This window comes from Terriglobia bacterium (assembly GCA_020072815.1).
Classification (GTDB): Bacteria; Acidobacteriota; Terriglobia; order Terriglobales; family Acidobacteriaceae; genus Angelobacter.
On record JAIQGE010000020.1, the window covers coordinates 43,403 to 69,014 of the forward strand.

General features: G+C 59.3%; 27 protein-coding genes. 14 read left to right on the forward strand and 13 right to left on the reverse strand.

Annotation, left to right across the window (positions count from 1 at the left end):
- Window positions 1–68: 68 nt before the first annotated feature.
- The gene (locus tag LAO20_20430) at window positions 69–1,211 is read right to left on the reverse strand and encodes a hypothetical protein (protein ID MBZ5533803.1); all 1,143 of its coding nucleotides are present in this window, start codon (window positions 1,209–1,211) and stop codon (window positions 69–71) included.
- A gap of 38 nt (window positions 1,212–1,249) precedes the next feature.
- Window positions 1,250–1,891, reverse strand: coding sequence for a hypothetical protein (locus LAO20_20435; GenBank protein MBZ5533804.1), 642 nt, complete (start codon window positions 1,889–1,891; stop codon window positions 1,250–1,252).
- 344 nt (window positions 1,892–2,235) lie between these two features.
- On the opposite strand from LAO20_20435, the gene LAO20_20440 reads away from it, so the two are divergent.
- Window positions 2,236–2,805: a BON domain-containing protein gene (locus tag LAO20_20440; protein MBZ5533805.1), complete on the forward strand. Its 570-nt coding sequence runs from the start codon at window positions 2,236–2,238 to the stop codon at window positions 2,803–2,805.
- Window positions 2,806–2,885: 80 nt separating this feature from the next.
- Here LAO20_20440 and LAO20_20445 read toward each other — a convergent pair whose 3' ends face one another.
- From LAO20_20445 to LAO20_20455, 3 genes are all read right to left on the reverse strand, one after another.
- Window positions 2,886–3,869, reverse strand: coding sequence for a hypothetical protein (locus tag LAO20_20445; GenBank protein MBZ5533806.1), 984 nt, complete (start codon window positions 3,867–3,869; stop codon window positions 2,886–2,888).
- A gap of 192 nt (window positions 3,870–4,061) precedes the next feature.
- Window positions 4,062–5,027, reverse strand: coding sequence for a phosphoesterase (locus LAO20_20450; GenBank protein MBZ5533807.1), 966 nt, complete (start codon window positions 5,025–5,027; stop codon window positions 4,062–4,064).
- A 132-nt stretch (window positions 5,028–5,159) separates the two neighbouring features.
- A complete protein-coding gene (locus LAO20_20455) occupies window positions 5,160–5,555 on the reverse strand; it encodes a hypothetical protein (protein MBZ5533808.1) in 396 nt (131 codons plus the stop codon).
- A gap of 399 nt (window positions 5,556–5,954) precedes the next feature.
- Between LAO20_20455 and LAO20_20460 the strand changes: the two genes are divergently transcribed.
- From LAO20_20460 to LAO20_20495, 8 genes are all read left to right on the forward strand, one after another.
- Complete coding sequence (locus LAO20_20460) at window positions 5,955–6,620, forward strand: prepilin-type N-terminal cleavage/methylation domain-containing protein (protein MBZ5533809.1); 666 nt, start codon at window positions 5,955–5,957, stop codon at window positions 6,618–6,620.
- Window positions 6,617–7,204, forward strand: a complete 588-nt coding sequence (locus LAO20_20465) for a hypothetical protein (GenBank protein MBZ5533810.1) — start codon at window positions 6,617–6,619, stop codon at window positions 7,202–7,204. The genes LAO20_20460 and LAO20_20465 overlap by 4 nt, the downstream gene beginning before the upstream one ends.
- A 9-nt stretch (window positions 7,205–7,213) precedes the next feature.
- The gene (locus LAO20_20470; protein MBZ5533811.1) at window positions 7,214–8,317 is read left to right on the forward strand and encodes a prepilin-type N-terminal cleavage/methylation domain-containing protein; all 1,104 of its coding nucleotides are present in this window, start codon (window positions 7,214–7,216) and stop codon (window positions 8,315–8,317) included.
- A gap of 23 nt (window positions 8,318–8,340) precedes the next feature.
- A complete protein-coding gene (locus tag LAO20_20475; GenBank protein MBZ5533812.1) occupies window positions 8,341–11,388 on the forward strand; it encodes a hypothetical protein in 3,048 nt (1,015 codons plus the stop codon).
- A gap of 156 nt (window positions 11,389–11,544) precedes the next feature.
- Window positions 11,545–11,802, forward strand: a complete 258-nt coding sequence (locus LAO20_20480; GenBank protein ID MBZ5533813.1) for a hypothetical protein — start codon at window positions 11,545–11,547, stop codon at window positions 11,800–11,802.
- Window positions 11,799–12,107 carry a type II toxin-antitoxin system RelE/ParE family toxin gene (locus LAO20_20485; protein ID MBZ5533814.1) on the forward strand — a complete coding sequence of 103 codons (309 nt, stop codon included), beginning with the start codon at window positions 11,799–11,801 and terminating at the stop codon, window positions 12,105–12,107. The genes LAO20_20480 and LAO20_20485 overlap by 4 nt, the downstream gene beginning before the upstream one ends.
- Before the next feature lie 206 nt (window positions 12,108–12,313).
- A complete protein-coding gene (locus LAO20_20490) occupies window positions 12,314–12,697 on the forward strand; it encodes a hypothetical protein (GenBank protein MBZ5533815.1) in 384 nt (127 codons plus the stop codon).
- 12 nt (window positions 12,698–12,709) lie between these two features.
- On the forward strand, window positions 12,710–12,991 hold the full coding sequence (locus tag LAO20_20495; GenBank protein MBZ5533816.1) for a DUF2277 domain-containing protein: 282 nt from the start codon (window positions 12,710–12,712) through the stop codon (window positions 12,989–12,991).
- 450 nt (window positions 12,992–13,441) lie between these two features.
- Here LAO20_20495 and LAO20_20500 read toward each other — a convergent pair whose 3' ends face one another.
- The 3 genes from LAO20_20500 to LAO20_20510 form a co-directional block, all read right to left on the reverse strand.
- A complete protein-coding gene (locus LAO20_20500; protein ID MBZ5533817.1) occupies window positions 13,442–14,425 on the reverse strand; it encodes a DMT family transporter in 984 nt (327 codons plus the stop codon).
- Window positions 14,415–14,570, reverse strand: a complete 156-nt coding sequence (locus tag LAO20_20505; GenBank protein MBZ5533818.1) for a glutaredoxin family protein — start codon at window positions 14,568–14,570, stop codon at window positions 14,415–14,417. The genes LAO20_20500 and LAO20_20505 overlap by 11 nt, the downstream gene beginning before the upstream one ends.
- 132 nt (window positions 14,571–14,702) lie before the next feature.
- Window positions 14,703–15,143, reverse strand: coding sequence for an OsmC family protein (locus tag LAO20_20510; GenBank protein MBZ5533819.1), 441 nt, complete (start codon window positions 15,141–15,143; stop codon window positions 14,703–14,705).
- Window positions 15,144–15,400: 257 nt separating this feature from the next.
- Here LAO20_20510 and LAO20_20515 point away from each other — a divergent pair, with 257 nt between their 5' ends.
- The 3 genes from LAO20_20515 (at window position 15,401) to LAO20_20525 (ending at window position 17,731) form a co-directional block, all read left to right on the forward strand.
- Window positions 15,401–16,003 (forward strand): RNA polymerase sigma factor, encoded by a 603-nt coding sequence (locus LAO20_20515; GenBank protein MBZ5533820.1) that lies wholly within the window; start codon window positions 15,401–15,403, stop codon window positions 16,001–16,003.
- Window positions 16,004–16,143: 140 nt separating this feature from the next.
- The gene (locus LAO20_20520; protein ID MBZ5533821.1) at window positions 16,144–16,623 is read left to right on the forward strand and encodes a hypothetical protein; all 480 of its coding nucleotides are present in this window, start codon (window positions 16,144–16,146) and stop codon (window positions 16,621–16,623) included.
- A 160-nt stretch (window positions 16,624–16,783) separates the two neighbouring features.
- On the forward strand, window positions 16,784–17,731 hold the full coding sequence (locus tag LAO20_20525) for a hypothetical protein (GenBank protein ID MBZ5533822.1): 948 nt from the start codon (window positions 16,784–16,786) through the stop codon (window positions 17,729–17,731).
- A 96-nt stretch (window positions 17,732–17,827) separates the two neighbouring features.
- On the opposite strand, the gene LAO20_20530 is transcribed toward LAO20_20525, so the two are convergent.
- Window positions 17,828–19,225 carry a cation-efflux pump gene (locus tag LAO20_20530; GenBank protein MBZ5533823.1) on the reverse strand — a complete coding sequence of 466 codons (1,398 nt, stop codon included), beginning with the start codon at window positions 19,223–19,225 and terminating at the stop codon, window positions 17,828–17,830.
- Window positions 19,226–19,388: 163 nt separating this feature from the next.
- Between LAO20_20530 and LAO20_20535 the strand changes: the two genes are divergently transcribed.
- Window positions 19,389–20,435: a hypothetical protein gene (locus tag LAO20_20535; GenBank protein MBZ5533824.1), complete on the forward strand. Its 1,047-nt coding sequence runs from the start codon at window positions 19,389–19,391 to the stop codon at window positions 20,433–20,435.
- Window positions 20,436–20,475: 40 nt separating this feature from the next.
- On the opposite strand, the gene LAO20_20540 is transcribed toward LAO20_20535, so the two are convergent.
- Window positions 20,476–20,763, reverse strand: a complete 288-nt coding sequence (locus LAO20_20540) for a hypothetical protein (protein MBZ5533825.1) — start codon at window positions 20,761–20,763, stop codon at window positions 20,476–20,478.
- 201 nt (window positions 20,764–20,964) lie between these two features.
- Between LAO20_20540 and LAO20_20545 the strand changes: the two genes are divergently transcribed.
- Complete coding sequence (locus tag LAO20_20545; GenBank protein MBZ5533826.1) at window positions 20,965–22,047, forward strand: NAD-dependent epimerase/dehydratase family protein; 1,083 nt, start codon at window positions 20,965–20,967, stop codon at window positions 22,045–22,047.
- A gap of 134 nt (window positions 22,048–22,181) precedes the next feature.
- On the opposite strand, the gene LAO20_20550 is transcribed toward LAO20_20545, so the two are convergent.
- From LAO20_20550 to LAO20_20560, 3 genes are all read right to left on the reverse strand, one after another.
- Window positions 22,182–22,526, reverse strand: coding sequence for a hypothetical protein (locus tag LAO20_20550; protein MBZ5533827.1), 345 nt, complete (start codon window positions 22,524–22,526; stop codon window positions 22,182–22,184).
- Between the two features lie 998 nt (window positions 22,527–23,524).
- Window positions 23,525–25,186 carry an acyltransferase gene (locus LAO20_20555; protein MBZ5533828.1) on the reverse strand — a complete coding sequence of 554 codons (1,662 nt, stop codon included), beginning with the start codon at window positions 25,184–25,186 and terminating at the stop codon, window positions 23,525–23,527.
- 40 nt (window positions 25,187–25,226) lie between these two features.
- Complete coding sequence (locus LAO20_20560) at window positions 25,227–25,577, reverse strand: sulfurtransferase (protein MBZ5533829.1); 351 nt, start codon at window positions 25,575–25,577, stop codon at window positions 25,227–25,229.
- Window positions 25,578–25,612 lie beyond the last annotated feature (35 nt).

The window sequence follows — 25,612 nt, forward strand, 5'->3', positions numbered from 1 at the left end:
GGCGCCAAGCACAAACCAACAACCTAGAGCATAAATAACGAGTTTGAGAGGGAGTTTAAAGTAATACATCAAGGCACCGTGAGAGTAAAAGTTAGAGTTGCGGAATCAGTTCCGGCAGCAGCCCCAAGCACGTTGGTTGCGGAAACGAACAAGCCCAGAAACTGGGTAAGAGCTGCGCGATTGGCGGCGGTGCTGGTGATGCGCGTTGCCGCGGCGGCACTTTTGGAGATGGCGGCATACGGTCCGGCGCCGCTGGCCGCGGTGTTCAACTGCAACGCTGTGGCATTCACAAAGTCCGTGCTCACAAACACGGAGATGGTCGCGGTGGTGGAAGTGAAGTTGGAAAAGGCAGGCTGCAGCAGGTAGGGCGTGGAATAAATCACGCCGCCGGTGGCGGTCACTATCGTCAACCCCGGCGCAGGGCCAATTCCCAGCCCGTTGACGGTTCCGAAGTTCATGGAAAAATCCGCAGCCGGGTTGATGGTCAGCCCGCCCGTGGCGGTGGCCAGGGTCAGCCGCAGGGCATTCTGCACGATCTCATTGGGATTCTCCAATCGCAGTTCGGCGGTGCTGGTTTGGTTCGTCGTCAAGTCTGTGGCGGTGAAGACCATACGGGCCGTATCGTTCCCGGCAAAAGCGCCAGGGCCGTTGTTGTCAGGCAGAAAGATTGCCAAACCCGCGGTAACGATTTGATTATTGAGCACGCCGGGCGCGGCAACAAAGGTCGTGGGAGCGCCTGGGTTGGTGGACATAACGGAAAAATCTCCCGGCGAAGAGCAGGCCGAGGATGCGGGACAACTCTCCAGGACCAGCGCCAGAGGATGCGCGAAACTCCGTGTCACCACTCCGGTGATGATCGCTCTGTGAGTGCCGAGTCCGGTAACGCTAAGCTGGAAGTGTGTGAAGTAAAGAGCGCCGTTGCTGAGCGGGACCACGGTTACACCGGCCGCGGGCGTCCCGACGCCGAGGGCGTTCATGGTCCCGAAAGAGCCTTGCCAGTGTCCTGCTTGGATGAGAGGGATGCCGCCGGGCGCCGTTGAGAGCTGAAGGACCTGCCCCGCCGCGGTTTGACCAGCTACGAGAATAGCCAGAACCAGAATGACGAGAGTGGCCCGCTTGCGCAAAAACACGTTGCCACGCAAGTTGGCTTGCAGCTCATCCGTTTGAAGAGTTGGGCGTGGATTGTTTTCATTGCTCCGCACTCTCATCATTCCGATTCATGGCCATTTCAATAACCGTCCGGACTGCGCTACTGAACGGTCAGAGTAAAAGTAACGGTTGCCGTCTGGGCGCCTTGCAAAACGGTGGCGCCGTTGTCTGGTTTCACCGCAACGCCGATGAAGCGCGTCAGGGGCGTGCCGCTTACCGTGCCCGCGCCGCTGATGGTGTCAGCCGAGGCCACACCCATGGCGGTAAACTGCGCTGCGCCCGTGGGTACCGTGCTGCTGTTGGCGCTGTCACGCACGATCAGGATGTTGTTCGGGGCGCCGAAGTCGGTGGTTACCTGCGCCGAAATCGTGGTGCCGGCGAAGGTCTTGTGGCTGGTGAAGACCGGAGTCACGGTGTAATCGGTCCAGTAAACCGCGTTGTCCACGCCGGGAGTCGTGGGATTGAATTTATTGCAATTGCCGTTGTTGATGCCCAAGGCGTCAACGTTGCCGAAGTTCATGGTGTAATCCGTCGGGCCGCCCGAGGGTGTGACCGCGCAATGGTTGATGCCGGCGGTGGCGCCCGTGCTCAAAGTAAGAGATACCGCCTTCTGGATGGTGGCGGAAATCTGCAGGGTCGGTGAGACGGTGTTGGTGTTAACGTTATTTGTTCCGGCGAAGGCAGCTGTAGACGCGGTCATCATCGCCGCCGCCAATGTAAGAACAACGATACTTCTCTTCATGATTAGGCTCTCCTAACAAATTAGCCGTCTGGTGATGACCTTGGGGGTATCAGGAGGACATCGTCCTGACGTACATGTACATTGTTAGGGTCTTCTCACTTGCACGCAACGGTACATCGGTAATCAGTAACTTGCAGGAGATTTGACCATCACATTTCGCGTGTGATCTTAGGAAACCACCATCGCAATCGCAAATTCGGTTTTAGCGGAAAAAAGCACTAAAACCACCTTGGGAAGCGATTCGGCGAGATGTGTTAAGAATCGTTGGTTCTTCGCCTGGCCTGGTTCTCTGCTTAAGTCATTTTGCATCTAACGGAACAGAGGGTAAGGAGAAGCTAATGAAAATGAGCAGTCTAAAGCGGTGCCTGCAGGTGGTTCTGTTGTCCGTGTTGGCGGTATCAAGCGGCTGGCCGTCGGCCGCAAGCGCCCAATCGCAGGAAGCGACGCGGCGCATGCAAGAGAGGATCAGCCGGGAGGTTTACCACGAGTTGGTGATGCTCCCCGAGTTGAGTATCTTTGACCATCTGGCCTTTAAGGTGGACGGTGGCAACGTGACGCTGCTGGGTGAAGTTCGCAACGCGTTCCTCAAAGACAGCGCGGAGAAAGCCGTCAAGCATATCGAAGGCGTGGAAAGCATAAAGAACGAAATTGAGGTCCTCCCGGCGTCCATCAATGACGACCGCATTCGCCAGCGTGTGGCGCGCGCGATTTTCAGAGACGACCGGCTCTTCCATTATTCGTTGGGTTCGGTCCCTCCCATCCACATTATCGTGAAGGGCGGCCACGTCACGCTGAAGGGGGCGGTGAACAACCAGGTGGACAAGGACGCAGCGGGCCTTCGCGCCAACAGCGTTTCCGGAGTCTTCTCCGTGACGAACGAACTCGAGGTGACTCGCTCCGAGCGCAAGAAATAAGCAGTTCGAAACGCAAAACCAAAGCAAGACGCGAACCAGGGACGTGAGCTCTCTGGTTCGCGCAGTTTCTTGGTTGATGTTTACTGGCGGGCCAAAGTGCCTGAGGCCAGGCAACTGGTTCCCTGGCCGTCGTCAGAAGAGCGCAAGTTGTGGCGATCATCAGAGCAGTAAGCTTTGCCTTTACTGTTGACCGGCTCGGCCATTACCTGAAACGTCTTGGCCGGATTGCCCTCGCAAGCTCTCAGCGCGAACCGGTAGCCGTTGTAAACGCCACCGGCAAATGCTGGATCCATGAATCTATAAGTTTCGCCGTTGTCCAGGCCTTTGCCGATATTGACCAGCTCCGAGAGCTCACAAGTGAACCCAACCAGCGGATGCTTTTGCGCATAAAGGTCTTCCGCCAGAGTGATCATGCGCACGGCGCGCATGGGTTTCATTTTGGCTGGTTCGTTCAGCCCCGCTGTTTCGGCCGGATGCAAAGCGCCTGCGCCGGCCGTCGCCAGAGAAGCCTGCGTCCAAAAGGATTTGTCGAAGATCCGCGGGTCGCCGAACGGCAAGCGTGCGCTCACCGTCAGTGCGGTCAATCGCCAGAGGCCTTCCTGCAGTTTCATGCTGACCAGAAACCGCAGCGCCACGGGCGTGGGATCTTCCACCCCGGACTGAAACCTGTGGATGGACAATTCCATGTCATCTTCGTTGCCGCGCTGGTCTTCGCCCACCACGTGGACTTCAAGCCGCTCATGTTTCTCCGCATTGTTGACGGCGAAGAGGATCCGCCCGGTTTCGAAGATATCCAGCTTTTCGCCGTTGGCGCTTCTTATCATGTTGACCCACTGCCCGGGATTCAGCCCGCCGGTTGTTGAGTTCCGCGCGATGTCGGCCAATTTCTGCTGGACTTCCGGAGTGAGGTGCTTTTGGAATTTGTCTTCGTTACCGCTGAGCATTTCCAGGATCGCCTGCCGCGGGGACTGCTCGGGATGGGGCGAAGCCTGGGGCTGCGCCGCGGAAAGCGCAGCGGTGCCCAGAATCGCGATAAGGAATTTGAATCTGCTGCCGGGCGTCATGGTACATCTCCTGAGGTCCGTCTCCTGAGGCTCTTTCCAATCCGCACTTTGATCTTCAAGGCGAGTGTCTCCAGTGTGCACCGTAAGAATGGGCAGAGAAAGTGACCTTTGGACAACGCTGGATTTCCGTTGGGACGCTGGCCCACGGGAAGGCGTTGAGAATCGGGAGGTTGGTCGCCGGCAAAAAGCTGATTATTTGCGCCGGGAGGCGCGCAGTTCGGCGACGATTTCGCCTGCAGCCTGGCGCGCGGTTTCAGCTTGGTTCGGCGGGAAGGAAATGGCGCCTACGCGGGCGTGCCCGCCGCCGCCGTAGCGCTCGCAAATCTTGGCCAGGTTGACCATGTTCTGCTCGGTTGTCCAGGGATTGGAGCCGACGGAGACTTTCGTCCGGAAGCTGCTGCTGCTCAAGCCCACGCTATACACGGACTGAGGATGCAGGTAGTACGGAATGAATTTGTTATAGCCTTCAAGGTCCTGGTCAGCGATGTCGAAATAAACGGTGCCCTCTTTGCACTCTGACCGTTTGCGCAGAATGTCTATGGAAAGGCGATGACGCTGCAGCAGCGGGGGGACCAGCGCCGCAACGAAGGGCTCTTGAATCACCTGGGCCAGCGGTTCCCGCACCAGGCACGGAATCAGTTGGGGCGGAAGCAGCGGGTCACTGGTGGATTCAATCACCATGGTCAGCTTCATGGCCGGCTCGGCCATCTCCACTGCTTGCTGGGGCGAATCAAATTGGGCGCCGTCAATCACGTCAGCCCACTGGATCAATTCAGCCACCGGACGCGGATCAAAGCCGAATTTCTCCTGTGCGATCTGGGACAGGAACTTGGTGCAAGACTTGAATTCGGGATCGTAAAACTTTTGCGCCTGGCTATTGCGGCGATAGTGGTCGGCGTCCTGCGGGGTGAGAAAAGCGCTCTGATGATGGTCAAACCACCAGGTGATTTTGGGCGAAGCCGAATACTTGAAATCAACGATGGCGTTTTCATCGCCGGTGAAGTCGTTTTCATCGAACAGGGCGCCGGCGCGATGCACCAGCCCGGTGAATTGAAAGTCAGCGCCGGGGTGAATTCGTTCCGCATAAAAACGGGAAAACAAAGCAGCCGAAGCCGTCCCGTCAAAACACTTGCCGTGATAAAAAACCCTGACTTTCAATGGAGCCCTCATTCCCTGTCCGACTCACGCCCAAAGGTAAAACTACTAGAAATGCCATTTCCCCAACAGTTCTGTCAAGGAACAGACGGCTGCCCCGCGCGTCCGCGCCACCTTGCAAGCTCGCCGGCGCCGCTATTTGTAGATGGAGAACTGGTCTTGCGGCTTTTGTAGTTTGATGGTGATCTCCAGGCTGGGCTGGCTTACCACGTAGTCTTCGCCGTACGTGCGGAACCCGCGGGCAATCACTTGGATCCTCACCTTGCCGTAAGGAATACCCGTGGCCTCGGCTTTGCCGTCGTCGTGGGTCTTCAATTCCAGACCTTCCTGCTTGGCGTTGCCTTCTTTGTCCACCAGATGCAAAACCACTTCAGCGTTCTTCACCGGCTTGCCGTTGGCTTCCCTGAGGATGGTGAGATTGACCCGGGCGGTGGTGGGCTGCTCTTTGGGCGGCTCCTTGGACTGGTCTTGCTGCGCGAACAGCGCCAAAGACAGCAACAGGGTCCAGGAGACTGACTTGAGGCAAATCATAAGCCCCATTCTAAACCGAAATTCGCTCCCGTTCGAGGGGGATGGCTTGGCGGCTGAACAAGTTACACCGGGTGCCGAGAGATTCGCGGAGGCTTTGCCCCAACTCTGAAGAGGCCGGGCAACCCGTTAGTTCAGTTACTTTAGTAAGCGGTTTGTTGCTTACTGTGGTATTGACGAGGTCCCTTGAGCGAAGTACTTTTGTCAGCAATAGGTTCCCCAACCAGGTAGAAGCAGCGACGTCCCCACCCAGGTTAAGAGTAGCAAGCCTTTTGCGCCATAAGTTGCAGCGCCTGAGCAACATGGCAAGGAGGAGCGTTTCTCTTACTTTGAAAATACGGGGGCTGCGGCCCTTGAAGTAACCGCAAGAGCGAACTTCACGGTCGGGCTGTAGGAGGGTTTATGTCGGAAAACCAAGTCGGCGGACCGCCAGCAGTGACGGCTTTCGCCGAGAGAGATAACCGGGCGCGCGGCATGCGCGGGTTCAGCATGGTCGAATTGCTGATAGTGGTGGTGCTGTTGGCCATCATAGCCGGCATCACGTTCATCTTCGTGACCCCGGTTCTCAAGCAAATGCGCGTGGACAGTGCCTACAGTACGACCATGTCGGCGATGGACACAGCGCGCTCGCGCGCAACGACGATGCGGCGAACCTACGCCGTCACCTTCACGTTGCCGGGCACCATCACGGTCACCGACGCGCAGGATGCAACCGTACCGCCGATTCTCACGGCCACGCTGCCCGACGATGTTGCTTTTGACGCGGAGAAAGGCATTCCCGCCACCACCGCGACGGCGCCCGACCGGTTGGGCAACGGACAGCCTGACGGCCCGGTGTGCTTTGACATCGGCGTAACCGTGAACTGCTCCTTCACCTTCCTTTTTTATCCTGACGGCTCCGCTCGTGATGCCGCCGGGAACGTCAACAACGGAGTGATCTACATTGCCCGGCCCACGGAACTGATGAGTTCCCGCGCCATCACCTTGTTTGGACTCTCCGGCCGTATCCGCGGCTGGCGGCTCGCCAAGACGGTCCCCGCGGGCGTCACATACTGGAGGCAACAATGAGAGTGCGGCGAGCGGTTGCAAGAATTTCGCGCGGCAACTCAGGCATTTCCTTGGTTGAGGTGCTGTTCGCCATGGTGATCCTCACCGGCGGCCTGATCGGATTGCTGAGCACACTGACCTTCGCCATGGCTGCCACCCACTCGTCCGGGCAGGACATCATTGCCAAACAACTGGCATCCGAAGCCATGGAAAACATCTTTACCGCGCGGAACTCCAATCAGCTGGTTTGGCTGCAGATTCAAAACCAGGGTGCGGGAACCGTCCCTGATGGAATCTTTGTGCCCGGACTCTGGCCGATCAATCAAGTCCCAATCGCCGGCAACAATGCCGGGCTGATCAACACGCCGGAATATCTGGCGGGGGCGCCCAAGGTCCTGACAGCCCCCGGACCCGACGGGATCCTGGGTACCGCCGACGATGTCCAGATGCCGTTGACCAACTTCAAGCGCAGCATTTCCATTGTGACCGTCCCCGGCACCAGCGATCAGTTGCGCACCATCACCGTGAATGTGCAATACACGGCGCCACCCATCTACGTAGTCAAGAATTACACCCTGCAAGGGTATATCTCGCAGTTCCGGTAGAGGCCTGCTATGCATCGTGCAACTTCAAATTCGAGCCGCGGTTTCACCTTGGTAGAACTGTTGGTTGCTTTAGGACTAGGCGTGATGGTGGTGGGCGCGGCCGTGTCCTTGTTCAAAAAGGGCAGCGACGTAACCACCGTGACGTCGCAACGAAGCCAGTTGCAGACCGATCTGCGCGCCGCTGAGGCCATGTTAGTCAGAGATATCAGCATGGCCGGCGCGGGCATGCCTTCGGGCGGAATCCCGGTACCGAGCACGGCGCCATTGCCGCGCTATGGCTGCGACCTTACCGCCGTATGCTACGTCGTCGCCAACTTCCCAAGTTTCGCTACGGTCCCGGTTACTCCCAATACTGCGTATTACGTGCTTCCCGGGCCGGGCAAGGGGCCAGTGATCACACCTGGACAGCCAGCGACCGATACCATCACCGTCATCTACGCCGACAACGCCTTTTTGCTGAACGACTACAACGTGACCTTCAATGCGGCAGGAACCGTGGCCACCTTTGCCCCGCCAGTGCCGCTGCCCGCCCCGCCGCCGCAGGCCGTCAATGATCCGGTGGTTGGATTGAGGACCGGCGACGTGGTGATGTTCCAAAATACAAAAGGGACGGCGCTGGCGGTGGTCACCGGAAACGTTGCGGTGGCCGGGCTAAACTTCACGGCGCCTTTTGCCAACGGAGATGTCCTGCGCCTCAACAACAGCGCAGCCGGATCGCGCAGCATCCCCAGCATTCTGGCCGGCACCAACACGCAGGCGTCGCGCATCTGGATCATCACGTATTACCTGGACACCACCGTGGACGCCGGCGGAAGCGTCACCGCGCGTCTGATGCGGCAAGTCAACACGCAGCCGCCCGTGCCCCTGGCTGACAATATCGTCAATCTGAAATTCACCTACGACGCGTACGACATCAACGGCGTACTGCAAGCCGAACTTCCGGATGCGGGCGCGAGCAACGTGCCGCCGGTAACTCCCAACATGATTCAGAAAGTCAATCTTGCCGCCCTGACGGGGCGCAGCCCGTTCCGCGGGACGCAAGGGTTCCAGGGCTTGAGTCTGCAAACCCAGATCAGCGTACGCAATTTGAGCTTTAAAGACCGGTACCAGTAAGAGTAAGAGGAGGAAGCAAAATCATGGATCTCGTGAAGGCGAAGAAAATCAACAACACCGGGAAAAGTCCCTCAATGAACCATGCTGGCCTCCGTTCACGCGGATTTGCCCTGCTCGCGTGCCTGTTGCTGGTTTTGCTGATGTCGGCGATCTCGATTGGCTTGCTCATGATGGTCAACTCCGAGGGCAAAGCCGGCGGGTACGACACCCAGAACAACAAGGCCTACCACGCCACCGAAGGCGCCATCGAAAAGATGACCACGGACCTGGCCAATGCCTTCACCACGATTCAGGCGCCGCAGCCTTCCGACATTACGGGTTTGAGCGTGCTTGCGCCGCCGAGCACGCCCACGCTGCAATACATTGACTACAGCTTTACGCCCAACGTGGATCCGGTGACGGGAAAAATCTCGGCAACGTACCGGCTGATCGCCAGCGGAGCCAACCAGGGTCTGTATGCTCAGATCATCCCCATCCAGCTTAAAGCCACGACCCAGACCGGACTGAACGCGCAGGTCACCATGATCCGCAACGTAGAAGTGGCGCTGATCCCTGTGTTCCAGTTCGGCATCTTTTGCGATATGGACTGCGGATTCTACAGCAGTCCCAACCTGACGTTTAACGGCCGCCTGCACACCAACCAAGACTTGTACGTGGGAGTGTCCGCGGGCTCTACCGTGACCTTCAACGACAAAATCACGGTGTTCGGCAACGTGATTCGCCAGGTCCTGCCGAATGGACTTCCATCGGCCACCAATAACAACACCGGCACGGTGGACATTCTGTCGGCGCCGAGCGGTTGCACGGGTGGCGCCGGTCCAAGCTGCATTGCCATGAGCATGACACAGGGGAGCGTGGTTAACGGCCCGGCCTCTGCCCAGAACGGCGCCTGGAAAGGCATTTCAACCGGCACGTATGCCGGCTGGATCGTGGACGGAAACTATGGCGGGCCCAATGGCACCGGCGCCGTGAAGCTGGTGATGCCCTTCACCAACTCCGGTCCGGTTGGCGGGGGAGCCGCTGGAGCCTTGCCGAAAGCTTATGAAATCATCCGGCACCCTTTGGCTGGCGATTCGCCGGCTACATCGCAAGCCCGGCTATACAATCAAGCCGAGATTCGCGTATTGCTGGAGGATGACCCGGCGGATCTTCCCGGCGGCGTGGCCGACCCCGGCAATATCCGTTTAGCCAATGTTCAAACCAGCCCGGGCGCGCCCGATTACAGCCGCGGTGTGCCAACATCCACACCTTTGTTGCCGGTTTTGGGCGGCCTGGCCACGTACAACACATATTTTGCTGAAGCCAATACTGCCTTTCCCGACCCCACAGGAATGATCCTGAACACGACCAAGGTTGCTTTGCCATCCGACTGGCCAACGCCGCCGGCGGCGGTGCCCGCAGGGCATGCCACTCTGGTGCCTGCCGGAGCGCCAGTACCTGCCCCGCCGGGCGCCGGTACATGGAACCTGATTGACGGCTACCTGCGCGTGGAGTATCGCGACGCAGTGGGTGTGTACCATCCGGTTACGAAGGAATGGCTGGAGCTGGGATTCGCCCGGGGATTGCTCCCGCCAACCCCTGCTGCTCCGAACAACGTTAATCCCAAGGCCATTCTGCTTCTGCAGAAGCCCGCAGACCGCGATGGCAACGGAGTCTTGGACCCCTTCGCCGCGCATAGCGTGGCCTGCACCACGTGCGTGGACCATCCCGCGGAAACACCGGCCGACGCTGCCACGCTCCGTCCGGAATTTGGCTCCAGCGCGCAGGCCACCAGCATCACTCGCAACAACTGGTATCCCATCAATTTTTATGACGCGCGCGAAGGCGAAGCCCGCGACCAGGACGTTGCCGGCCCAAGTTGCACCGTCAACGGCGTGATGAATGCAGTGGAGCTGGACGTCGCCAACCTGAAACGGTGGCTGCTGGATGCAACCGGCAGCGGTCCCAACGTGGCCTTCAACGATCACAACGGTTACATCCTGTACTTCTCTGACCGCAGGGGCATGCAGGTGAATCCCTTCAAGGGCTTCAAGACCGGTGACGCCGGCCTGGAAGACGTAATCAACGCCGCCAGCGCAGCGGGCGTGCCGGACCAGAAACTGGAACCACCGCCGCCGGCTACGCCGGGCCACGATCCAACGCTGTCACCGGAAGACGTGAACCTGGACGGCAATTTCGACAACTGGGGCGCCTGGAACATGGGAGCGGGGTTCAACTTGAACACCTCGGTCCCCCTGAGTCCGTATGGTCCGGCCCGCATGCCGAATTGCTTCAACAACGCCGGATTCAACGCGGCCGGGACCGTGGCTAACGCAACACTGGCGAACCCGCCGGGACGCAAGAACCGGGTCAGCGGGGCACGGCACGTGATTCGTCTGGTGGACGGCGCGATGGTCGGCACCACGGCGGCCACCGCAGTGACTCCTCTCCCGGTCAAGCCCGATGGCACCGGCGGCGGATTCACCGTTGCGTCAGAGAACCCGGTGTACATTCTGGGAAACTACAACACCAACGCCTCGGACACCATCTGGCCTACTTTGCCCAGCGCAGCGGCCGGTATTGCCGCGGAATGGAAACATGCGGACTCCGCGGTGATTGCTGACGCGGTTACCCTGCTTTCCAACAACTGGTCCGACTATGCCAGCCTGAAGACTCCCACGGGAGCAACCACGAACCGGCCCGCAGCCACCACCTACTACCGCGTGGCCATTGCCGCGGGCAAGAACATCACATTCCCCAACCCGGCGTATGCCACCGGCGTTATGTACGGTTTCGGCACCGATGGCGGTGTCCACAACTTCCTGCGGTTCCTGGAAGATTGGACGGGGCAAACGCTCAACTACGGCGGCTCCATGGTGAGCCTGTTCTACTCCACCTACAACACCGGCACTTTCAAGTGCTGTAATGACGCGGTCTACCACCCGCCAGCCCGTAATTATCAATTTGACACGGACTTCCAGGACCCGGCCAAGCTTCCGCCGGGGACCCCGATGTTCCGCGACATCAACAACCTGAGCTTCCGCCAGGACTTTACGCCAAGCGCGCTGGCAGCTCCGAAAAATAGCTTCTGAAATACTGAAAATTCGGAATGGACGAGGCGGCTCGAAAGGGCCGCCTTGGTTTTTTGCGGTGACCTGGGTTGCACGACGGAAGACAACGACTTTGACGCTCTTGCGCCATCGGCTAAGATATGAACTGCGCCATCAGTGAGACAAGAGGAACGCACGATGAATATTGAAATCCGCGATGCGGCCCTAGAGGCCAGAATCCGCAAACAAATCCAGGCGACTGGCTCGGGCAGCGTGGAAGAAGTGTTGCTGCGTTTGCTTGAAACCCAGGAAGAACAGGACCGCTGGCTTTTGGAGAACCGAGAAACCATCACCGTGAAAATTCAGCATGGTCTGGATCAGCTTGACCGGGGCGAAGGAATCCCCGAAGACCAACTCGATGCGTACCTGAAGGACCTGAAAGCTAAACCTGAATGAAGCGGCGCTACGTTCTTGCGCCAGAAGCCGCACACGATCTTGCCCAGATCTGGCGATATATCAAGGAACAAAGCAACAGATCAATCGCCGACCGGGTTGAAGGTGTCATTCGAGACAGGATCGTCTTTCTGTCAGAAAACCCCGGCGCCGGACATTCGCGCAAGAATTTGACAGACAGCGCGGTGAAATTCTTTCCAGTCTATTCTTACCTCATCGTCTACCGGTCCGAGAGCAAGCCGTTGCAGGTGGTATCCATTCTCCACGGCCGTCGGGAGTTGGAGAGGATTTTGAAAGATCGTCTCTGACGACCCATCTTCCCTGTCGCCATTTCTCGTTATTAGCGCCTCGTGCAAATATCGCTTGACCTCAGAACTCTCCCCTGCCGGGGCTTGAGTTTTGTCCGGCAGACTGGGTAATCTTGGTGTCCCGCATTGCGCTCTAGGGCAGACGTGGGACGCCCGTGACCACCGCGGTGAGTAGACTCTTTGGGCTTCAGTCGAAAGGAAAATGAATGAAAATCGTAGCGCTGATCGCACGAATTCTGCTTGGGTTGGCCTTCTTTGTGTTCGGACTCAACGGCTTCCTGAACTTTATGAAGGCGCCTCCCCTGCCGCCTGGATTGGCAGCCCAGTTTATTGACGCGCTGGTCAAGTCGCACTACTTTCTACCGGTGGCGGGGCTGCAAGTTCTGGGCGGCGCGCTGCTGTTGATCGGCCGCTACGTTCCGCTCGGGCTGACGCTGCTTGGCCCGGTGATCGTGAACATTCTCTTGTACCATTTGCTCATGGAACCCAAGGGCCTGCCCGTTGCCATCGTTGTGGCGATTCTTTGGGGCATTGTGGCGTATTACTTCCGGCAGAATTTTTCCGGCCTGTTTGCGCAGAAGATGGCATGAGGTAAAGCTGGCATGTGCAGAAACATCAAAACGCTTTTTAACTTCGATCCGCCGGTCACGGACGAAGAGGTGCGGGCGGCTTCGCTGCAGTTCGTGAGGAAAATCAGCGGGTTCAACAAGCCGTCAAAGGCCAACGAAGCCGCGTTTGAGGCGGCCATTGAGGAGATCGCCGGCGTGGCAGGCCGGCTTCTCCGTTCATTGGAGACGACGGCGCCGCCGAAGAGTCGCGAAGAAGAAGCTGCCAAGGCGAGGGCGCGGGCGGCAGAGAGATTTGGCGGAGCAAATAGCAATTAGCAGTTGGCAATTGGCCAAAGGCAGAGGAAGCAAATAGCGAATAGCAGAAGGGCCTTTGGCTTTTGGTGTTTGGCAGAACGGTTTCCCAATTCTGGTGTCGCACCTGTGGCGCTGGGCTCGAACGGCGCACAGCTTCGGAACCGTACAGGACATCGTGGTTCGTATGGCACAGGCACTCTTGCCTGTGCCTCTTCGTCTTGTGTCGCCCCTCCGGGGCTTGAATTCTTTCTTCACCTAACCCAGGCCTTACGGCCTGGGCTACCATTATTCCGCGCCTGCGGCGCTCAAGCGTGACTGAATTTGGAGAGCGCTTTAATCCTCAAGAGATTCTTGCAGATCTCTCTTCGGTCCGATGAGCGCGGTGCAGAAGCTGCTATTTGCTAGCTGCCAATTGCCAGTTGCTATTTGCTATTTGCTATTTGCTAGTTGCCAGGTGCCAGTTGCTAGTTGTTAGCTGCTATTTGCCAATTGCGTCCTTCCCACCTGCACCATTACCGTCGCCGAGAGCACGGCTAGAATCCCCAAGATCTGCAAGGCGCTTACGCCTTCGTGGATGAAGATCGCCGCGAAGATGATGGCGTAGACCGGCTCCAGACAGCTGGTAACCACGGCGCGCGTGGGGTCGAGATACTTGAGGCCGGTGAAGTAGAACACATACGGCAAGAGAGTTGAGAGACAGCCGAAGAGGAACAGGAACGTCCACTGCGCCATGCTGTAATGTTGCGCGGCCACGCGCCACGGCGGGTTCAAGACCGCCCACAGCAGCACTGAGCCAAGCAGGGTATACGCCATGACCTGCAACTGATGATGGCGGGCGACCATGGTCTGACCGCCGATGTTATAGAGCGCGAAGGAAAAAGAGGCCATCAGAGCGGCCAGCGCCCCGGGGACGTTGAGTTTGGCGCCGGAGTGAAACAGCCCGATGGTCAGCGCAATTCCCAGCAAGGCCATCAGCACGGCGGAGACCTGCCAGGCGGTGGCGCGCTGGCGTCCGCGGAGGACCATGTAAAGCAGGACCCACACCGGGCAGGTGTACTGCAAAGTGATGGCGATGGCCACGGTGGCCTTTTGAATCGCGTAGTAGTAGAAGAAATTCGAACCGGCCAGACCCAAAATGCCGATCAGCCCGCACAGTATTGCATCGCGACGGCTGGTGCGAAAAAAACCTGGTCCCTTGCGCGCCAGCAGGAAAAGCACCAGTACGAGCAAAGCAAACGTCGTGCGCGCTTGAGAGAGCATGACGGGAGAGATGTCCGCGGCCCCGGGGAATATCTTGCCGCTGAACACGGCTTTGCCCACGGTGGCGGCTGCGCCCCAGCAGAAAGTGGCAGCGGCGATGAGGAAGTAACCCCGCCACGGATGCGCCTGGGCCGCCGCGGGGCTGGGAGCAGTCTCTAATTCTTCGGAACTGATAGCTGGGGAATTATTTGGCAAGCATCTGGTCCAGCCGGTCAGGATCAAAACCGACCATGACCTCATCGCCTACCACAATGGTGGGAGTGGAACGGCTCTTGTAGGTGCGGACCAGCGCAAACACCGCCTGCTGGTCAGTGCTGACGTCCTTGTCTTCAAACGGGATCCCTTTCTCCGAAAGGTAGGCCTTTGCCCAGTCACAGGGCGGTCAGCCGGGCTGGCTGAAAACCACGACTTTCTTGTCAGTCATCCTTATTCTCTCCTTGTGGCAATTGGATTCACGGAAAGCGCGAACGCTTCACTTTTCCGCGCGGGCAACGGCTTCGTGCAGCCGGATTTCCGTGGTAATGCGCGCCGTGCTCCTCAGCATGGCCGCGACGGAACAGTACTTCTCTTCCGACAGCCGCACGGCATCCTCCACCGCTTTGCGGGAAACCTGGCCGGTAACCGTGAAAATCAATTTGATGGAAGTATAAACGGTGGGCGGCGAGGGAGCGCGCTCGGCTTCCGCGCGGACCTCCAGCGCGGTAAACGGTTCGCGCTTCTTGCGCAGAATGCTGACCACATCAGTGGCCGTGCAGGAGCACAGCGCGGACAGCACCAGTTCCATGGGGCCGGGGGCGGTGTTGCTCTGGCGGTCAGAGTCAATGACCACGGCGTGCCCGCTGGAACCGGCGACCACGAAGCGCTCGCCGTCAAGCCACTTGGCTTTGGCTTCTACTACCTTGGCTTCTACCAATTGACGCTTCTCCTTTAAGCCACAAGGATATCAATCGTTTGCCGGTTCGAGTTTAAGTATTTCAGGCCTCCCCCGCGCCTGCGGTTGACAGATGCAGAGCATCGCCAGTCTTTATGACGACGGCGTCACGAACGGCGCCCGGTCGCCGGGACCGCGAAAAAAGTTTCAAAAAGATGGAAGAAATCGTCCAATCCGTGCAATGGAAAGCAGGGACCTACAGTGGGGTCCGGAACAGAGCGCAAGCGCCGAGCACAGGCATGGCAGAAACGCCCAGGGACGACCAGGAGTTGCTGCGGCAGCTCGCCAAAGGAAATGAAGCTGCGTTCCGCGAGATGTACGAGCGGTATCAGGGACGCATCTTCCGCTTCGCTCTGCACATGAGCGGCAACCGCGCCACGGCGGAAGAAGTCACGCAGGAGGTTTTTACGCTGCTGATCGCCAGCCCGCGGGATTACCGTCCGGACAAAGGCCCGGTGTCAGGATATCTGTTCGGGATCGCGCGCAACCTGACGCGGCGCGGCTTCCAGCGGCAGCAGTTCGACGTGCCGCTGGATGATGAAGATTCTCTGGAATCGGACCCAGCGTCGGCCAGCGACTTGAACGCGCTGGAAGAATTGACCCAGACGGAACTGCTGGAATGCCTGCGGCAGGCAGTGACGTCACTGCCCGAGCAATATCGCGAAGCAGTGGTGCTGTGCGACCTGGAAGAGATGAGTTACGCCGATGCCGGTGAGGCCCTGGGCTGTCCGGCGGGCACGGTGGCTTCACGGCTGCATCGGGCGCGGGCCATACTGAAGAACAAGTTAAGCAAGGCGAACCATAACGGAACAAAGTTGAGCAGCCAGCAATGCGCCAAATAGATCCAACTGAATCCGACGTCCGGCTCAAGGCAGCTTTGCGAAAGCTGGCAGCCGGCTCGCCAGGCGATGCCTCGGCGGAAACCGGGGCAGCTTTAGCAAGGGCTTTTCGTCACCGACACGCCCGGCGCAGGCAGGCGAGGATGGCGGCAGTCGTGGGGCTGGCCGCGTGTTTGGCTGTGAGCGCGGGGCTGCTGTTGAAGAAGTCGCCGCCGCCGACAACAGCGTCAACGCCTAACGCGACGGCGCCGGCAAAAACGACGCAGGCAGCGGGGGCGCAGACTATGGCCGCGTCGCCAACGATCCGCATAGCAGCGGACAACCCCGCGCCGAGCAGCAAGACTTCCCTTCCGCCCAAGCGCAGGCCGAAGGCGGCGGCGCAGAGCGCGAGCAATTTGGCCCAGCCAGCCGGTAACTTTTTCGCACTGCCCGCTTACAACGACACGGTACGCCTGCAAGACATGAACGTAGTCCGGGTTGAGATGCCAGGCAGCGCGTTGCGGCTGGTGGGAGCGCCGGTGAGCGCCGGAGCAGGAGAACGCCGCGTGCTGGCGGATTTTGTGGTCGGCCAGGACGGCACCCCTTACGCCGTCCGGCTGATTGCCGTAAGGAATACTCAATAGCTATCGGGTGATCGCCGTGATCGGGTGATCGACGTGATCGGAAACCAGGATTGCATAGGCATTAGACACCGCCGAAGCCGACGCTAACAACAGAACGCGTTGTTACCGGTTCGGGCACGACAGACGAAAAATCGAGCAATTCTCAAGGAGAGCTTTCAACATGAACAGATTCTTTCTCGCAGTTGCCATGGCGCTATTGATCGCTGGAACCGCGGCAGCCCAGGACCGCGTCAAAATCGAACAGCGCCAGAGCGCACCAGCCGACTCCAACCAGACCTTCAACAAGCGGGTTTTTGTGGTAGGAGAGCCTGGCCCGATGGCCTTAGCGCAAACCTGGGAGCGGCTTCCTGAAGGCAAGATAGCCTTCTTCTCGGCGGATTTTGCCGGCAACGGCGAGCCGGTCAAGGACGCGCCTTACTCCGCAACCGCGGTGACGGAGAGCACGCAGACGCTGGCGGACGGCAACCGCATCGTGAACAAGAGCTCAGTGTTCGTGGCCCGTGACAGCCAGGGCCGCACGCGTCGCGAGCAGACGATTGACCACCTGGGTCCGCTGAGCATGGAAGGCTCCAAGGTGGTGTTCATCAGCGATCCTGCGGCGCACACAGACTACATCCTCAATCCGGATGAACAGCGGGCGCGCATCGTGAAGCGGGACAACATGAAGGTCTTCACGCTTGATGGCGCTGGCAATGACAAAGCGGAGTCCGGAATCAAGGTAAAACTGCGGAGCGCCCTGGAGCAAGGCCTCAAGAAAGAACAGTGGGTGGAAAGCTCCAAGCAAGTGAAGCGTGAACAACTGGGCACGCAAGTGATGGACGGAGTGACCGTGGAGGGCACGCGCGAAACCGTGACCATCGCTGCCGGTCAAATTGGCAATGATCGCCCGATTGAGATCGTTTCAGAAAACTGGTACTCGCAAGACCTGCACGCGCTGGTGTTGCACAAGCACAGCGACCCGCGTTTCGGCGACACCGTGTTTCATCTTACCGACATCAAGCGGGGTGAACCGGATGCCAGCCTGTTCCAGGTGCCAGCCGGCTTCAAATCCACAACCGTCAACGAACCGACTGTGGAACTGCACCGTCGCGAGGCTCCAAAGGAATAGCCTCTTGCGTCCTTTGGTTGATGAGAGGCCGGGCCTTCTGGTCCGGCCTTGTTGTTTTCGGAGGACTGCGGTTTCAGGCTGAGTCGGAGGGCGCGCTTACCGCCGGTTGTCCGTCTGCGGTTCGGGATGGATCAGCACTTTGAACAGCTCCGGCGCCACTTGCTTGAAACGGATCTCCAGCGCGGTGGAAACGTCATGCACGCGGGAGAGCGGCAGGTCGTCGGCCATGGTGCAGTGGCAGGACATGTAGACGCGGTCGCGCACGCGCTTGATTTCCACTTCGTGCATGTCCACGACTTCAGGGAATTCTCTTACCACGGGCCGCAGCTTGTTCTCCAGCCGGGCGTCTGATTTGGGCTGGTCACCGGACTCGATGGTGGCCGGCTCGCTCTCAATGTGGGTAAGAATGGTGGAGATCTCCGGGATCTCGCCGCGGATCTCGGCTTCCAGCAGGGTCACGACGTCGTGCGCGCTCTTGAGGCTCAGGGACTCGTCAAGTTCCAGATGCTGTTCCACATGCAGCCGACCGCCCAGGTCTTGCACGCTGACGTCATGCACGTTGAAGTTGTTGCGCGCAGCCACGGCGCGGATACGGTCAAAGAGGTTTTCCTTTCCGGTCTCGCGCGGGACAGAGTGAATCACCACGTCGCAATCAGGAAGGAAGCTGTGGACGGCGTCCGAAATTTCTCTGACGGCTTGTCCGGAACGCTGGAAGGTCACGTTGCGGGCCAGGCCGACGGTGAGATCGGCAAAGTAGCGATTGCCGCCGCGGCGAATACGCACGCGCTCCACTTCAATCACGCCGTTGACCTTGAGCGCGGCGTCAATGATCTTGTTGCGGTAGCCGGCAGGCGCGGCGTCGAGCAAAGCGTCAATGGTCCGGCGGGCCAGGCGCCAGCTCACCTGCACGATTACCCCGGAGACGATCAGGGCGGCAATGGAATCGGCCTGCGCCAGCCAGCCCACGTGCCAGTAGCGTCCCGCCCACACCAGCCCCAGACCCACGGCGACCACGGCACTGGAAAACATGTCCGTATGGAAATGCAAGGCGTCGGCTTCCAGCGCCTGGCTGTCATATTTGTGGGCGATGTCATGCAGCTTGTGGGAACGCCAGTTGTCCACAATGATGGACGCTCCCAGGACTACGAAGGCGGTGACGCTGGGCTCAATGTGGGCGGCGTGGTGTCCGTTGAGGCGTTCAATGGCCTCCCAGATAATCCACAGGCAGGTCACCAGAAGCAGGCCGGTTTCCAGGAAGGCCGAAAAGTTCTCCACTTTGCCGTGGCCGTACTGGTGGTCGGCGTCGGCGGGCTTGTCAGAGACGCGCACGGAAAGCAGCGTGATGAAAGCAGCCACCAGGTCCAGCCCGGAGTGGGCCGCTTCTGACAGAATTCCCAAGCTGCCCGTGGTGAAGCCCAACACCACTTTGAGCACGGTGATGCCCAGCGCCGCCAACACGGAGTTCAGGGCCACGGTGCGCTTCTCTTCGCGCATGTGGTCCAGGACCAGATTCGGCTCTGGAGCGGTTACCGGCTTTTCTGTTTCTGCAACGGGCACGGCCTCCATTGTCTCAATATCCTTCATGACTTGCCACAAAAACCCGTATGTTAGGATTAAGTTCTTCCGCACTTCCTATCGCCCAAAAGGGGATGCACCAATGGTTCGAATCCTGTTGATTTGCCTGTTTGCGGCCGCCACGGGCCTGGTCCAGACCAGTCTTGCCCAAAGCAAAGGCACTGGGGCCAAAGCGGCTTCCAGCCCGGTGAGCCCGCAAAAGCCGGCCGCCCCTGCGCCGAAAGCTCCGGAAGCCGGCCCGCAAACCGCTCCCGCGCCGAATGAGCCCGTGATAACCATTCATGGGCTTTGCCAGGACGCCTCTGGGCCGAAAGAAGCCTGCACCATGACGGTCACCAAAGAACAGTTTGACAAGCTGGTGCAAGCGCTGAACCAGAACAATCAGGCCATTGACCCAGCCATGCGGCGCAACCTGGGCCAGGCCTACGTGGATTTGCTGGTGCGCGCCGACGCGGGTGAGAAGGCGGGTATCGAAAAGACGGAAACGTATCGCGAAGTAATGCAGTTGATGCGTTTGCGCACGCTGAGCGACCTCTATCAACGCTCCCTGGAACAGCAATTTGGCAATCCTCCGCCGGAGGAAGTAGCGGCCTACTACGAGGCCCATCGCGCCGACTACGAGCAACTGAAACTCCAGCGCGTTTACATCCCCAAGATTGATCCTTCAGGCAAGCTGACTTCCCTGGAGCAGCAAGCGGCGTTTGCACAAAAGGCCGAGGAGGTGGCCGCGGAGGCGGAGGCCCGCATCGCCAAAGGCGACGCTCCCGAGCAGGTGCAGAAAGACAGTTACAGCGCGCTGGGAATTTCCTCGGCGCCGCCCAGCACGGGCATGGGCGCCTCCCGCCGTGGCGCGCTGCCGGCCGCCGACGAGCAACATCTACTTGCCTTGAAGGATGGTGGCGCATACAAAGCCCAGCAGGCCAACACTTTCTTGATCTACCGATTGGACGGCCGGCAAACCATACCGCTGGAAAGCGTAAAAGGTGAAATAGCACGCACGATCTTTCGCGGCAAATTGGACGCCAAGATGAAGGAGATCAATTCTTCCGTCCACGCCGACTTTAATGAAGCATATTTCGGACCGCCATCAACTGGCGTAGCGCCATTGAATCCACCGGTAAAACCGTAACACGCGGGCCGCCCATGGTCGGACGCAACGGGTGGCGTTGTCAGATAGCGCGCACGTGGTGGATCAGGTCCGGAATCGCGCTGGAAGCATCAAAGCTTTTCTGCCCAGCCAATACTACGGAGGAAACCCGCGAAAACGAACGGCACGCATCCAGAAAATGCAGCCCGCACAGCGACACGGTCCGCTCGGCGTCAGGCGATTGCACAACCAGAACACGATAAGCCACGCGCTCGCAGTTTCCGTGCTGGCAATGAGAGCTGGCGTTTTTCGGGGCCGTCCACGGCTTGTGGTAGCTTTTCACTTCTTCGTCGTCTTGCAACGTGAACACGGGGTCGATCCTTTCTTTTGGGGGACAATCCCCACAACTTTCATGCTCCTCATTAAACCCCGCGTCTCAATCCTGCGCAGTGACCTTAATCACACCTGCATGATGACAAAGCCGATGCGGACCTCCCCAAGGCCTCCCCCCATGCCTGGTATGGCCTTGTGGTACGATGACTTGCTTCCCTGTCGCACTTATCATCTCTACATGGCTTCCAAGACGACAGTCCTCATCACCGGCGTCTCAGGCAATCTGGGACTGCGTCTGCTCAAGCAGCTTCCCGACTTCCAGGTCATCGGCGTTGACGTGCGGGAACCGGAAGCGCCCAACGCTCTGTTCCGCTTTGAGAAAGTTGACTTCGCGGAAGAGCGCTCGTGCGACCAGCTTCTGGACCTGATGCGCGCCTACCGTCCGGAAGCCGTGGTGCACCTGGCGTTCGTCGTTGACCCGCTGCGCACCGGCATCACCAATCGCAAACATATGTGGAACGTGAACGTGGCCGGCACCAGCCGCGTCACTGAAGCCATTGCCGAACACAACCGCATGGTCGGCGGGATTGATAAGTTCATCTTTCCCAGCAGCAGCCTGGTGTACGGCCCCGATCTGGCCAAGCCGGTGACGGAAGACGCGCCGCTCGCCGCCCAGAGCCTGCCTTACGCGCTGCACCAGCAAGAAGCCGACCAGACCGTCCAGGCGCGGGCCAAAGGCATGCGCAAATGCAAAACGTACATTCTGCGCCCGGCCGTGTATGCCGGCGCCACGGTGCAGAACTACCAGCTCGGCGTGCTGCGCGGCGTCCCCGGAGGCAAAGGCCGGCTGGGGGAACGCATGCGCCGGCGCGGCGTCCGCCTGCCGTTGCTGCTGCCTTCGCGCGGCAACTACCTGGAGCACAAATTCCAGTTCGTCCACGTGGACGACGTGGCCCGCCTCATCGCGCACATTCTCCATCGCAAAGAAGCTGACCCGCGGCTGACCACGCTCAACGTGGCCGGGCGCGGCGACCCGCTTTCCCTGCGCCGGTGCATCGAGATCGCCAAGATTGAGGTGAAACGCGTCCCCACCAAAGCGCTCTGCCGCCAGACGGTGCGCTTCCTGTGGAACCTGGGCGTGTCCGACATTCCTCCCGAGGCCGTGCCCTACATGCTGGGCTCCAGCGCCATGGACACGGCCAAGATGCGCGTCTTCCTGGGCGAACATTACCGCCAAGTGATCACATACACTTGCGAAGAAGCCTTGCAGGAAAGCTTTAAGCCGGTGAAGGTGGAGGCGGGGGAGAAGGTGAAGGTGTAAGCTTTCACGATTGTGGAGCGCAGGCGCCCTCGCCTGCGCAGCAAGAACCGTGTGGCACAGGCACTCTTGCCTGTGCTCGATGGTCGGCGTTTCTTCCTTTGCGACCTCTATCGCAAGAATCCGTCACTCGACATTCATTGCGCGCAAATCGCGACTGCGGTGGTTTGCCGGCCCGCCGTCCCAGTGTTGTGGACCATCACGTCCCAGCCGTGATCAATCAAGTTCCCATGCCCGTCGCTGGGGTCTGAGCTGAAAACCTTCATGTCGTCAGGGGTTTCAATACTGAAACCTCCGCCCAGCACCTTTTTCCCGGCCGGGCATTCCACATGGACGCTTTGGGTTGCGCCGCCGGGCACCACCACCCGGTTCATCACGGTCTGGTAGCCCGAGATCGCACAGCCGCTGAGCAAACCGGCCACGGCGAGAGAGAAAACAACGATTGCAAGACGACCCCAGGCGAATGACTTCAAATTGAACATACGCATACCTCCGTGGAGGTAGTGACAGAATCGGCACGGACGTTGCAAGGTTCCTGCGACGGATTGTTGGCTATTCTTAAATCCGACATCTTTTCCGCGCTTACTTACGGCACGACTTCGCAGGCCGTCGTTCGCGTTGCTCGCTCCTGGCCTGACCGCTCAAGTCGTGCCCTGACACTTGTGTGGATGGGGATTGCTGCCTGGTTTCCATCAGGACTACGCAATTTGAGACTGCACAACACCCCTCTGGACTGTCTATCCTGAGCGGAGCGCCGGTGGAACGCATCCGTCAAGTAAACTGATGGGCGCGGAGTCGAAGGACCCCGAGAGTGCTTACGTCATGAATGCTGCGCCGAGGCGTTTTCACGGGAGAGCTGGGGAAAATTCCCTGAAGCTGCATGGCAGGTGATAGATCCTCGGGGCCTTTCGACTCGCCCTCGGTCGCCCAGCTCCCTCGTGCAGCGCTCAAGATGACAGTCCGTAGGGGCTTGGCGTCCGCCGGTCTTCTCGATTTGCGCGCGAGTCTTCAAGGTTGGATGTACAGCCCGGCGAATTCGTGCCCGGCGATGGACCTCAGGACACTTGACAGGCGTGCGCAGTGATGTACAACTTCGCGATTGATTCGCTGTTGAAGAACTGCTAGGATTTGGCTGCGCCTCAGGGTGTGAAGTGACACAGATCATTGAAAACAAAGCAAATAGCGCAAAGACAAGTACTTGGTACTTAGTAGTTGGTACTTGGCAAAGGCTTGTGACCTCTTAGCCGATCGATTGGGATCTGATTGGGATCAACCGCAGCTAAGTCCTTTGTTTATTGGGACCATTGGGATGAATGGGGAGGGTAGGGGGGTATCCCAATCAGATCTGGTGATCGGGTCACCGGGTGATCGGAAGACGCAGCCGAGGGCGGCTGCGGTCCACAATTCGCGTGGGGTATCGCCGGGGATGACTTGAGCTAAGTCTATATTTTCCGGGGATGAAGGGGATGGGGCGGGGGCCTCACACCGGCCTGCTCTGCACGTGCGTGAACCTTTCTTTCAACTTCAGGAAGGGAGTTTCCAACCACCGGTACGACGCGGCGGCCAGGGCTAGGGTTACGACGAATCCCATCGCCCCCTGCGTCATCACACCTAATAAGGAAGCCGGATGCGTGACGCGCTGCGCCAGGAACAGTCCCAGGACGTGGACCACGTACAACCCGTAAGAGATCTTTCCCAGGTAGATCAAGGCGGGGTTCCGCAACCACGATGATCGAGGCCCTGCGGCCGGTGTTGAAAGAGTGGCCGTGGCGGAAGGCGCACCGACAAACGCCATCAGAATCGCCGCGCTCGCCAGCGCGATCAGCGGATGGGTCACCGCCAGGCGCCAGGTTTCCGGGCTCTCCGGGTTGGTCCATCCGTTGAACGCCGCACAGCCGACCAGAGTCGCGATGCCGGCAAAGGCCAAAGTCAAACGGCTAACCACAAAGGGCACGAAGGAACACAAAGGGAGGCGGAAGAATCGCCGCCATCGCCGTAATCGCAACGTGATCGCCGTGATCGGAAAAGCGTTAACAGCAGAGGATGCAGAGGAAGACGGAGTGAATTTGCCCCTTTGTGTTCCTTCGTGTCCTTTGTGGTTCAAGGTTTTCCCATCACGTTGTGTTCGCAACGATTCCGGCGCAATTTCAACCTCCCTTCGTGCTCCTTCGTGTCCTTTGTGGTTGAGGGTTTCGCTGCTGCCAACCAGAGCCAGCAAGATCCCCAGCGCGATGGGATCAAGCCGGGTAAACGTGTTGTACTCCATGGCCTGCAGCGACGCCCCGGACATCGCCAGCCACACCCGCACCGCGTTGGCGACCAGCAGCACGGCCACGGCGATCCACGCCATCCCGGCAACGCTGGCCCGGCGGACGGCCAGCGGCCAGGTCAGGTAGAACTGCTCTTCAATTGAGACCGTCCACAGCGGAATGGTGATGCCCGAAGGCAGTCCGTGAAAGACGTAAACCCAGTTCCCGGCCATCAGGGTGTAGCCGGCGACGTACTGCCAGCCCAGATGTTGTTGCGGCGAGAACAGTGAAACGAGCACGGCCAAAGCCACAAAGCTCAGGTAGAGCGGCCATATGCGGAGGATTCGCCGGACGTAAAAGCCGCGGACATCTAATCTTCCGGAACCGCTTGCGTATTCCGTGCGCGCAGGGACTGAGGCGCCAGAGTCAGCTGTGTCGGCTGGACTCGCAGCGCTGCCCGTACTGGCGACGCCGACCGCGATGGGGGCCTCGCGTTCGCGCAGCAGCAAGCCGGTGATCAGGTACGCGCTCAGGGCAAAGAAGACGTCCACGCCGTACGCGCCGGAGACGAGAACGGAAATCGTGCCGCGGGCCAGCCAGTCAGGAAACCCGCTGGCGGCGTAGAAACTCTGGTAGTGAGGAAACGCATGGAAGATGAAGACGCCAAAGAAAGCAAAGAAGCGCAGGACGTCAAGCTCAGGACGGTAGAATCGCCCAGGCTTGGATTCCGCCGAAGCAGCAGTCGCGCCAGACTCCGCAACGATGTCCGAAGTGACGATTTCTGAAGCAACGCCGTCTGCAGCCGTGTTGGGCTTGGCAACGGACCGCTCCGGCGACGCTGACGATTCGGGCGACGCTGACAATTCGGCTGGTTCCGGAGTGGGAGTAGGCATGGTGGAGAGCTACTAGCGGCTAGCTGCTAGTCGCTAGCTGCTATTTATCCTCTTTCCACTTCTTATATCCGCCGGCGAGCGACGACACGTTCTTAAAGCCCATACGCTGCAGATTGCTGGCCGCCAGCGCGGAGCGGCCTCCGCCGCCGCAGTAGCAGACGATCTTGGCGTTTTTGTCGGTAGTGACGGTATCAATCTTGTACTCCAGGACGCCCCGCGGCAGCGGCACCGCGCCGGCGATGGCGCCTTGCGCCACTTCGTCGGGCTCGCGCACGTCGAGCAGAATGAACTCTTCGCCGGACTGCTGGATGTTCTTGAGCTCGGCAGGATCAATTTCCTTGATTTCTTTCTTGGCTTGGGCGACCAGGTCGCTGTATTCGGGCATCGGCATGGAGACCTCGATGGAAGAAGGAAGGATTTTAAATG

Bases quoted from the DNA above. Each gene is read 5' to 3' on its own strand.
- LAO20_20435 (MBZ5533804.1), bottom strand. From the start codon at position 1,891: ATGAAGAGAAGTATCGTTGTTCTTACATTGGCGGCGGCGATGATGACC.
- LAO20_20515 (MBZ5533820.1), top strand. From the start codon at position 15,401: ATGGCAGAAACGCCCAGGGACGACCAGGAGTTGCTGCGGCAGCTCGCC.
- LAO20_20535 (MBZ5533824.1), top strand. From the start codon at position 19,389: ATGGTTCGAATCCTGTTGATTTGCCTGTTTGCGGCCGCCACGGGCCTG.
- LAO20_20480 (MBZ5533813.1), top strand. From the start codon at position 11,545: ATGAATATTGAAATCCGCGATGCGGCCCTAGAGGCCAGAATCCGCAAA.
- LAO20_20485 (MBZ5533814.1), top strand. From the start codon at position 11,799: ATGAAGCGGCGCTACGTTCTTGCGCCAGAAGCCGCACACGATCTTGCC.
- LAO20_20430 (MBZ5533803.1), bottom strand. From the start codon at position 1,211: ATGATGAGAGTGCGGAGCAATGAAAACAATCCACGCCCAACTCTTCAA.
- LAO20_20550 (MBZ5533827.1), bottom strand. From the start codon at position 22,526: ATGTTCAATTTGAAGTCATTCGCCTGGGGTCGTCTTGCAATCGTTGTT.
- LAO20_20440 (MBZ5533805.1), top strand. From the start codon at position 2,236: ATGAGCAGTCTAAAGCGGTGCCTGCAGGTGGTTCTGTTGTCCGTGTTG.
- LAO20_20555 (MBZ5533828.1), bottom strand. From the start codon at position 25,186: ATGCCTACTCCCACTCCGGAACCAGCCGAATTGTCAGCGTCGCCCGAA.
- LAO20_20475 (MBZ5533812.1), top strand. From the start codon at position 8,341: ATGGATCTCGTGAAGGCGAAGAAAATCAACAACACCGGGAAAAGTCCC.
- LAO20_20560 (MBZ5533829.1), bottom strand. From the start codon at position 25,577: ATGCCGATGCCCGAATACAGCGACCTGGTCGCCCAAGCCAAGAAAGAA.
- LAO20_20470 (MBZ5533811.1), top strand. From the start codon at position 7,214: ATGCATCGTGCAACTTCAAATTCGAGCCGCGGTTTCACCTTGGTAGAA.
- LAO20_20495 (MBZ5533816.1), top strand. From the start codon at position 12,710: ATGTGCAGAAACATCAAAACGCTTTTTAACTTCGATCCGCCGGTCACG.
- LAO20_20465 (MBZ5533810.1), top strand. From the start codon at position 6,617: ATGAGAGTGCGGCGAGCGGTTGCAAGAATTTCGCGCGGCAACTCAGGC.
- LAO20_20490 (MBZ5533815.1), top strand. From the start codon at position 12,314: ATGAAAATCGTAGCGCTGATCGCACGAATTCTGCTTGGGTTGGCCTTC.
- LAO20_20445 (MBZ5533806.1), bottom strand. From the start codon at position 3,869: ATGACGCCCGGCAGCAGATTCAAATTCCTTATCGCGATTCTGGGCACC.
- LAO20_20530 (MBZ5533823.1), bottom strand. From the start codon at position 19,225: ATGCGCGAAGAGAAGCGCACCGTGGCCCTGAACTCCGTGTTGGCGGCG.
- LAO20_20455 (MBZ5533808.1), bottom strand. From the start codon at position 5,555: ATGATTTGCCTCAAGTCAGTCTCCTGGACCCTGTTGCTGTCTTTGGCG.
- LAO20_20460 (MBZ5533809.1), top strand. From the start codon at position 5,955: ATGTCGGAAAACCAAGTCGGCGGACCGCCAGCAGTGACGGCTTTCGCC.
- LAO20_20525 (MBZ5533822.1), top strand. From the start codon at position 16,784: ATGAACAGATTCTTTCTCGCAGTTGCCATGGCGCTATTGATCGCTGGA.
- LAO20_20520 (MBZ5533821.1), top strand. From the start codon at position 16,144: ATGGCGGCAGTCGTGGGGCTGGCCGCGTGTTTGGCTGTGAGCGCGGGG.
- LAO20_20545 (MBZ5533826.1), top strand. From the start codon at position 20,965: ATGGCTTCCAAGACGACAGTCCTCATCACCGGCGTCTCAGGCAATCTG.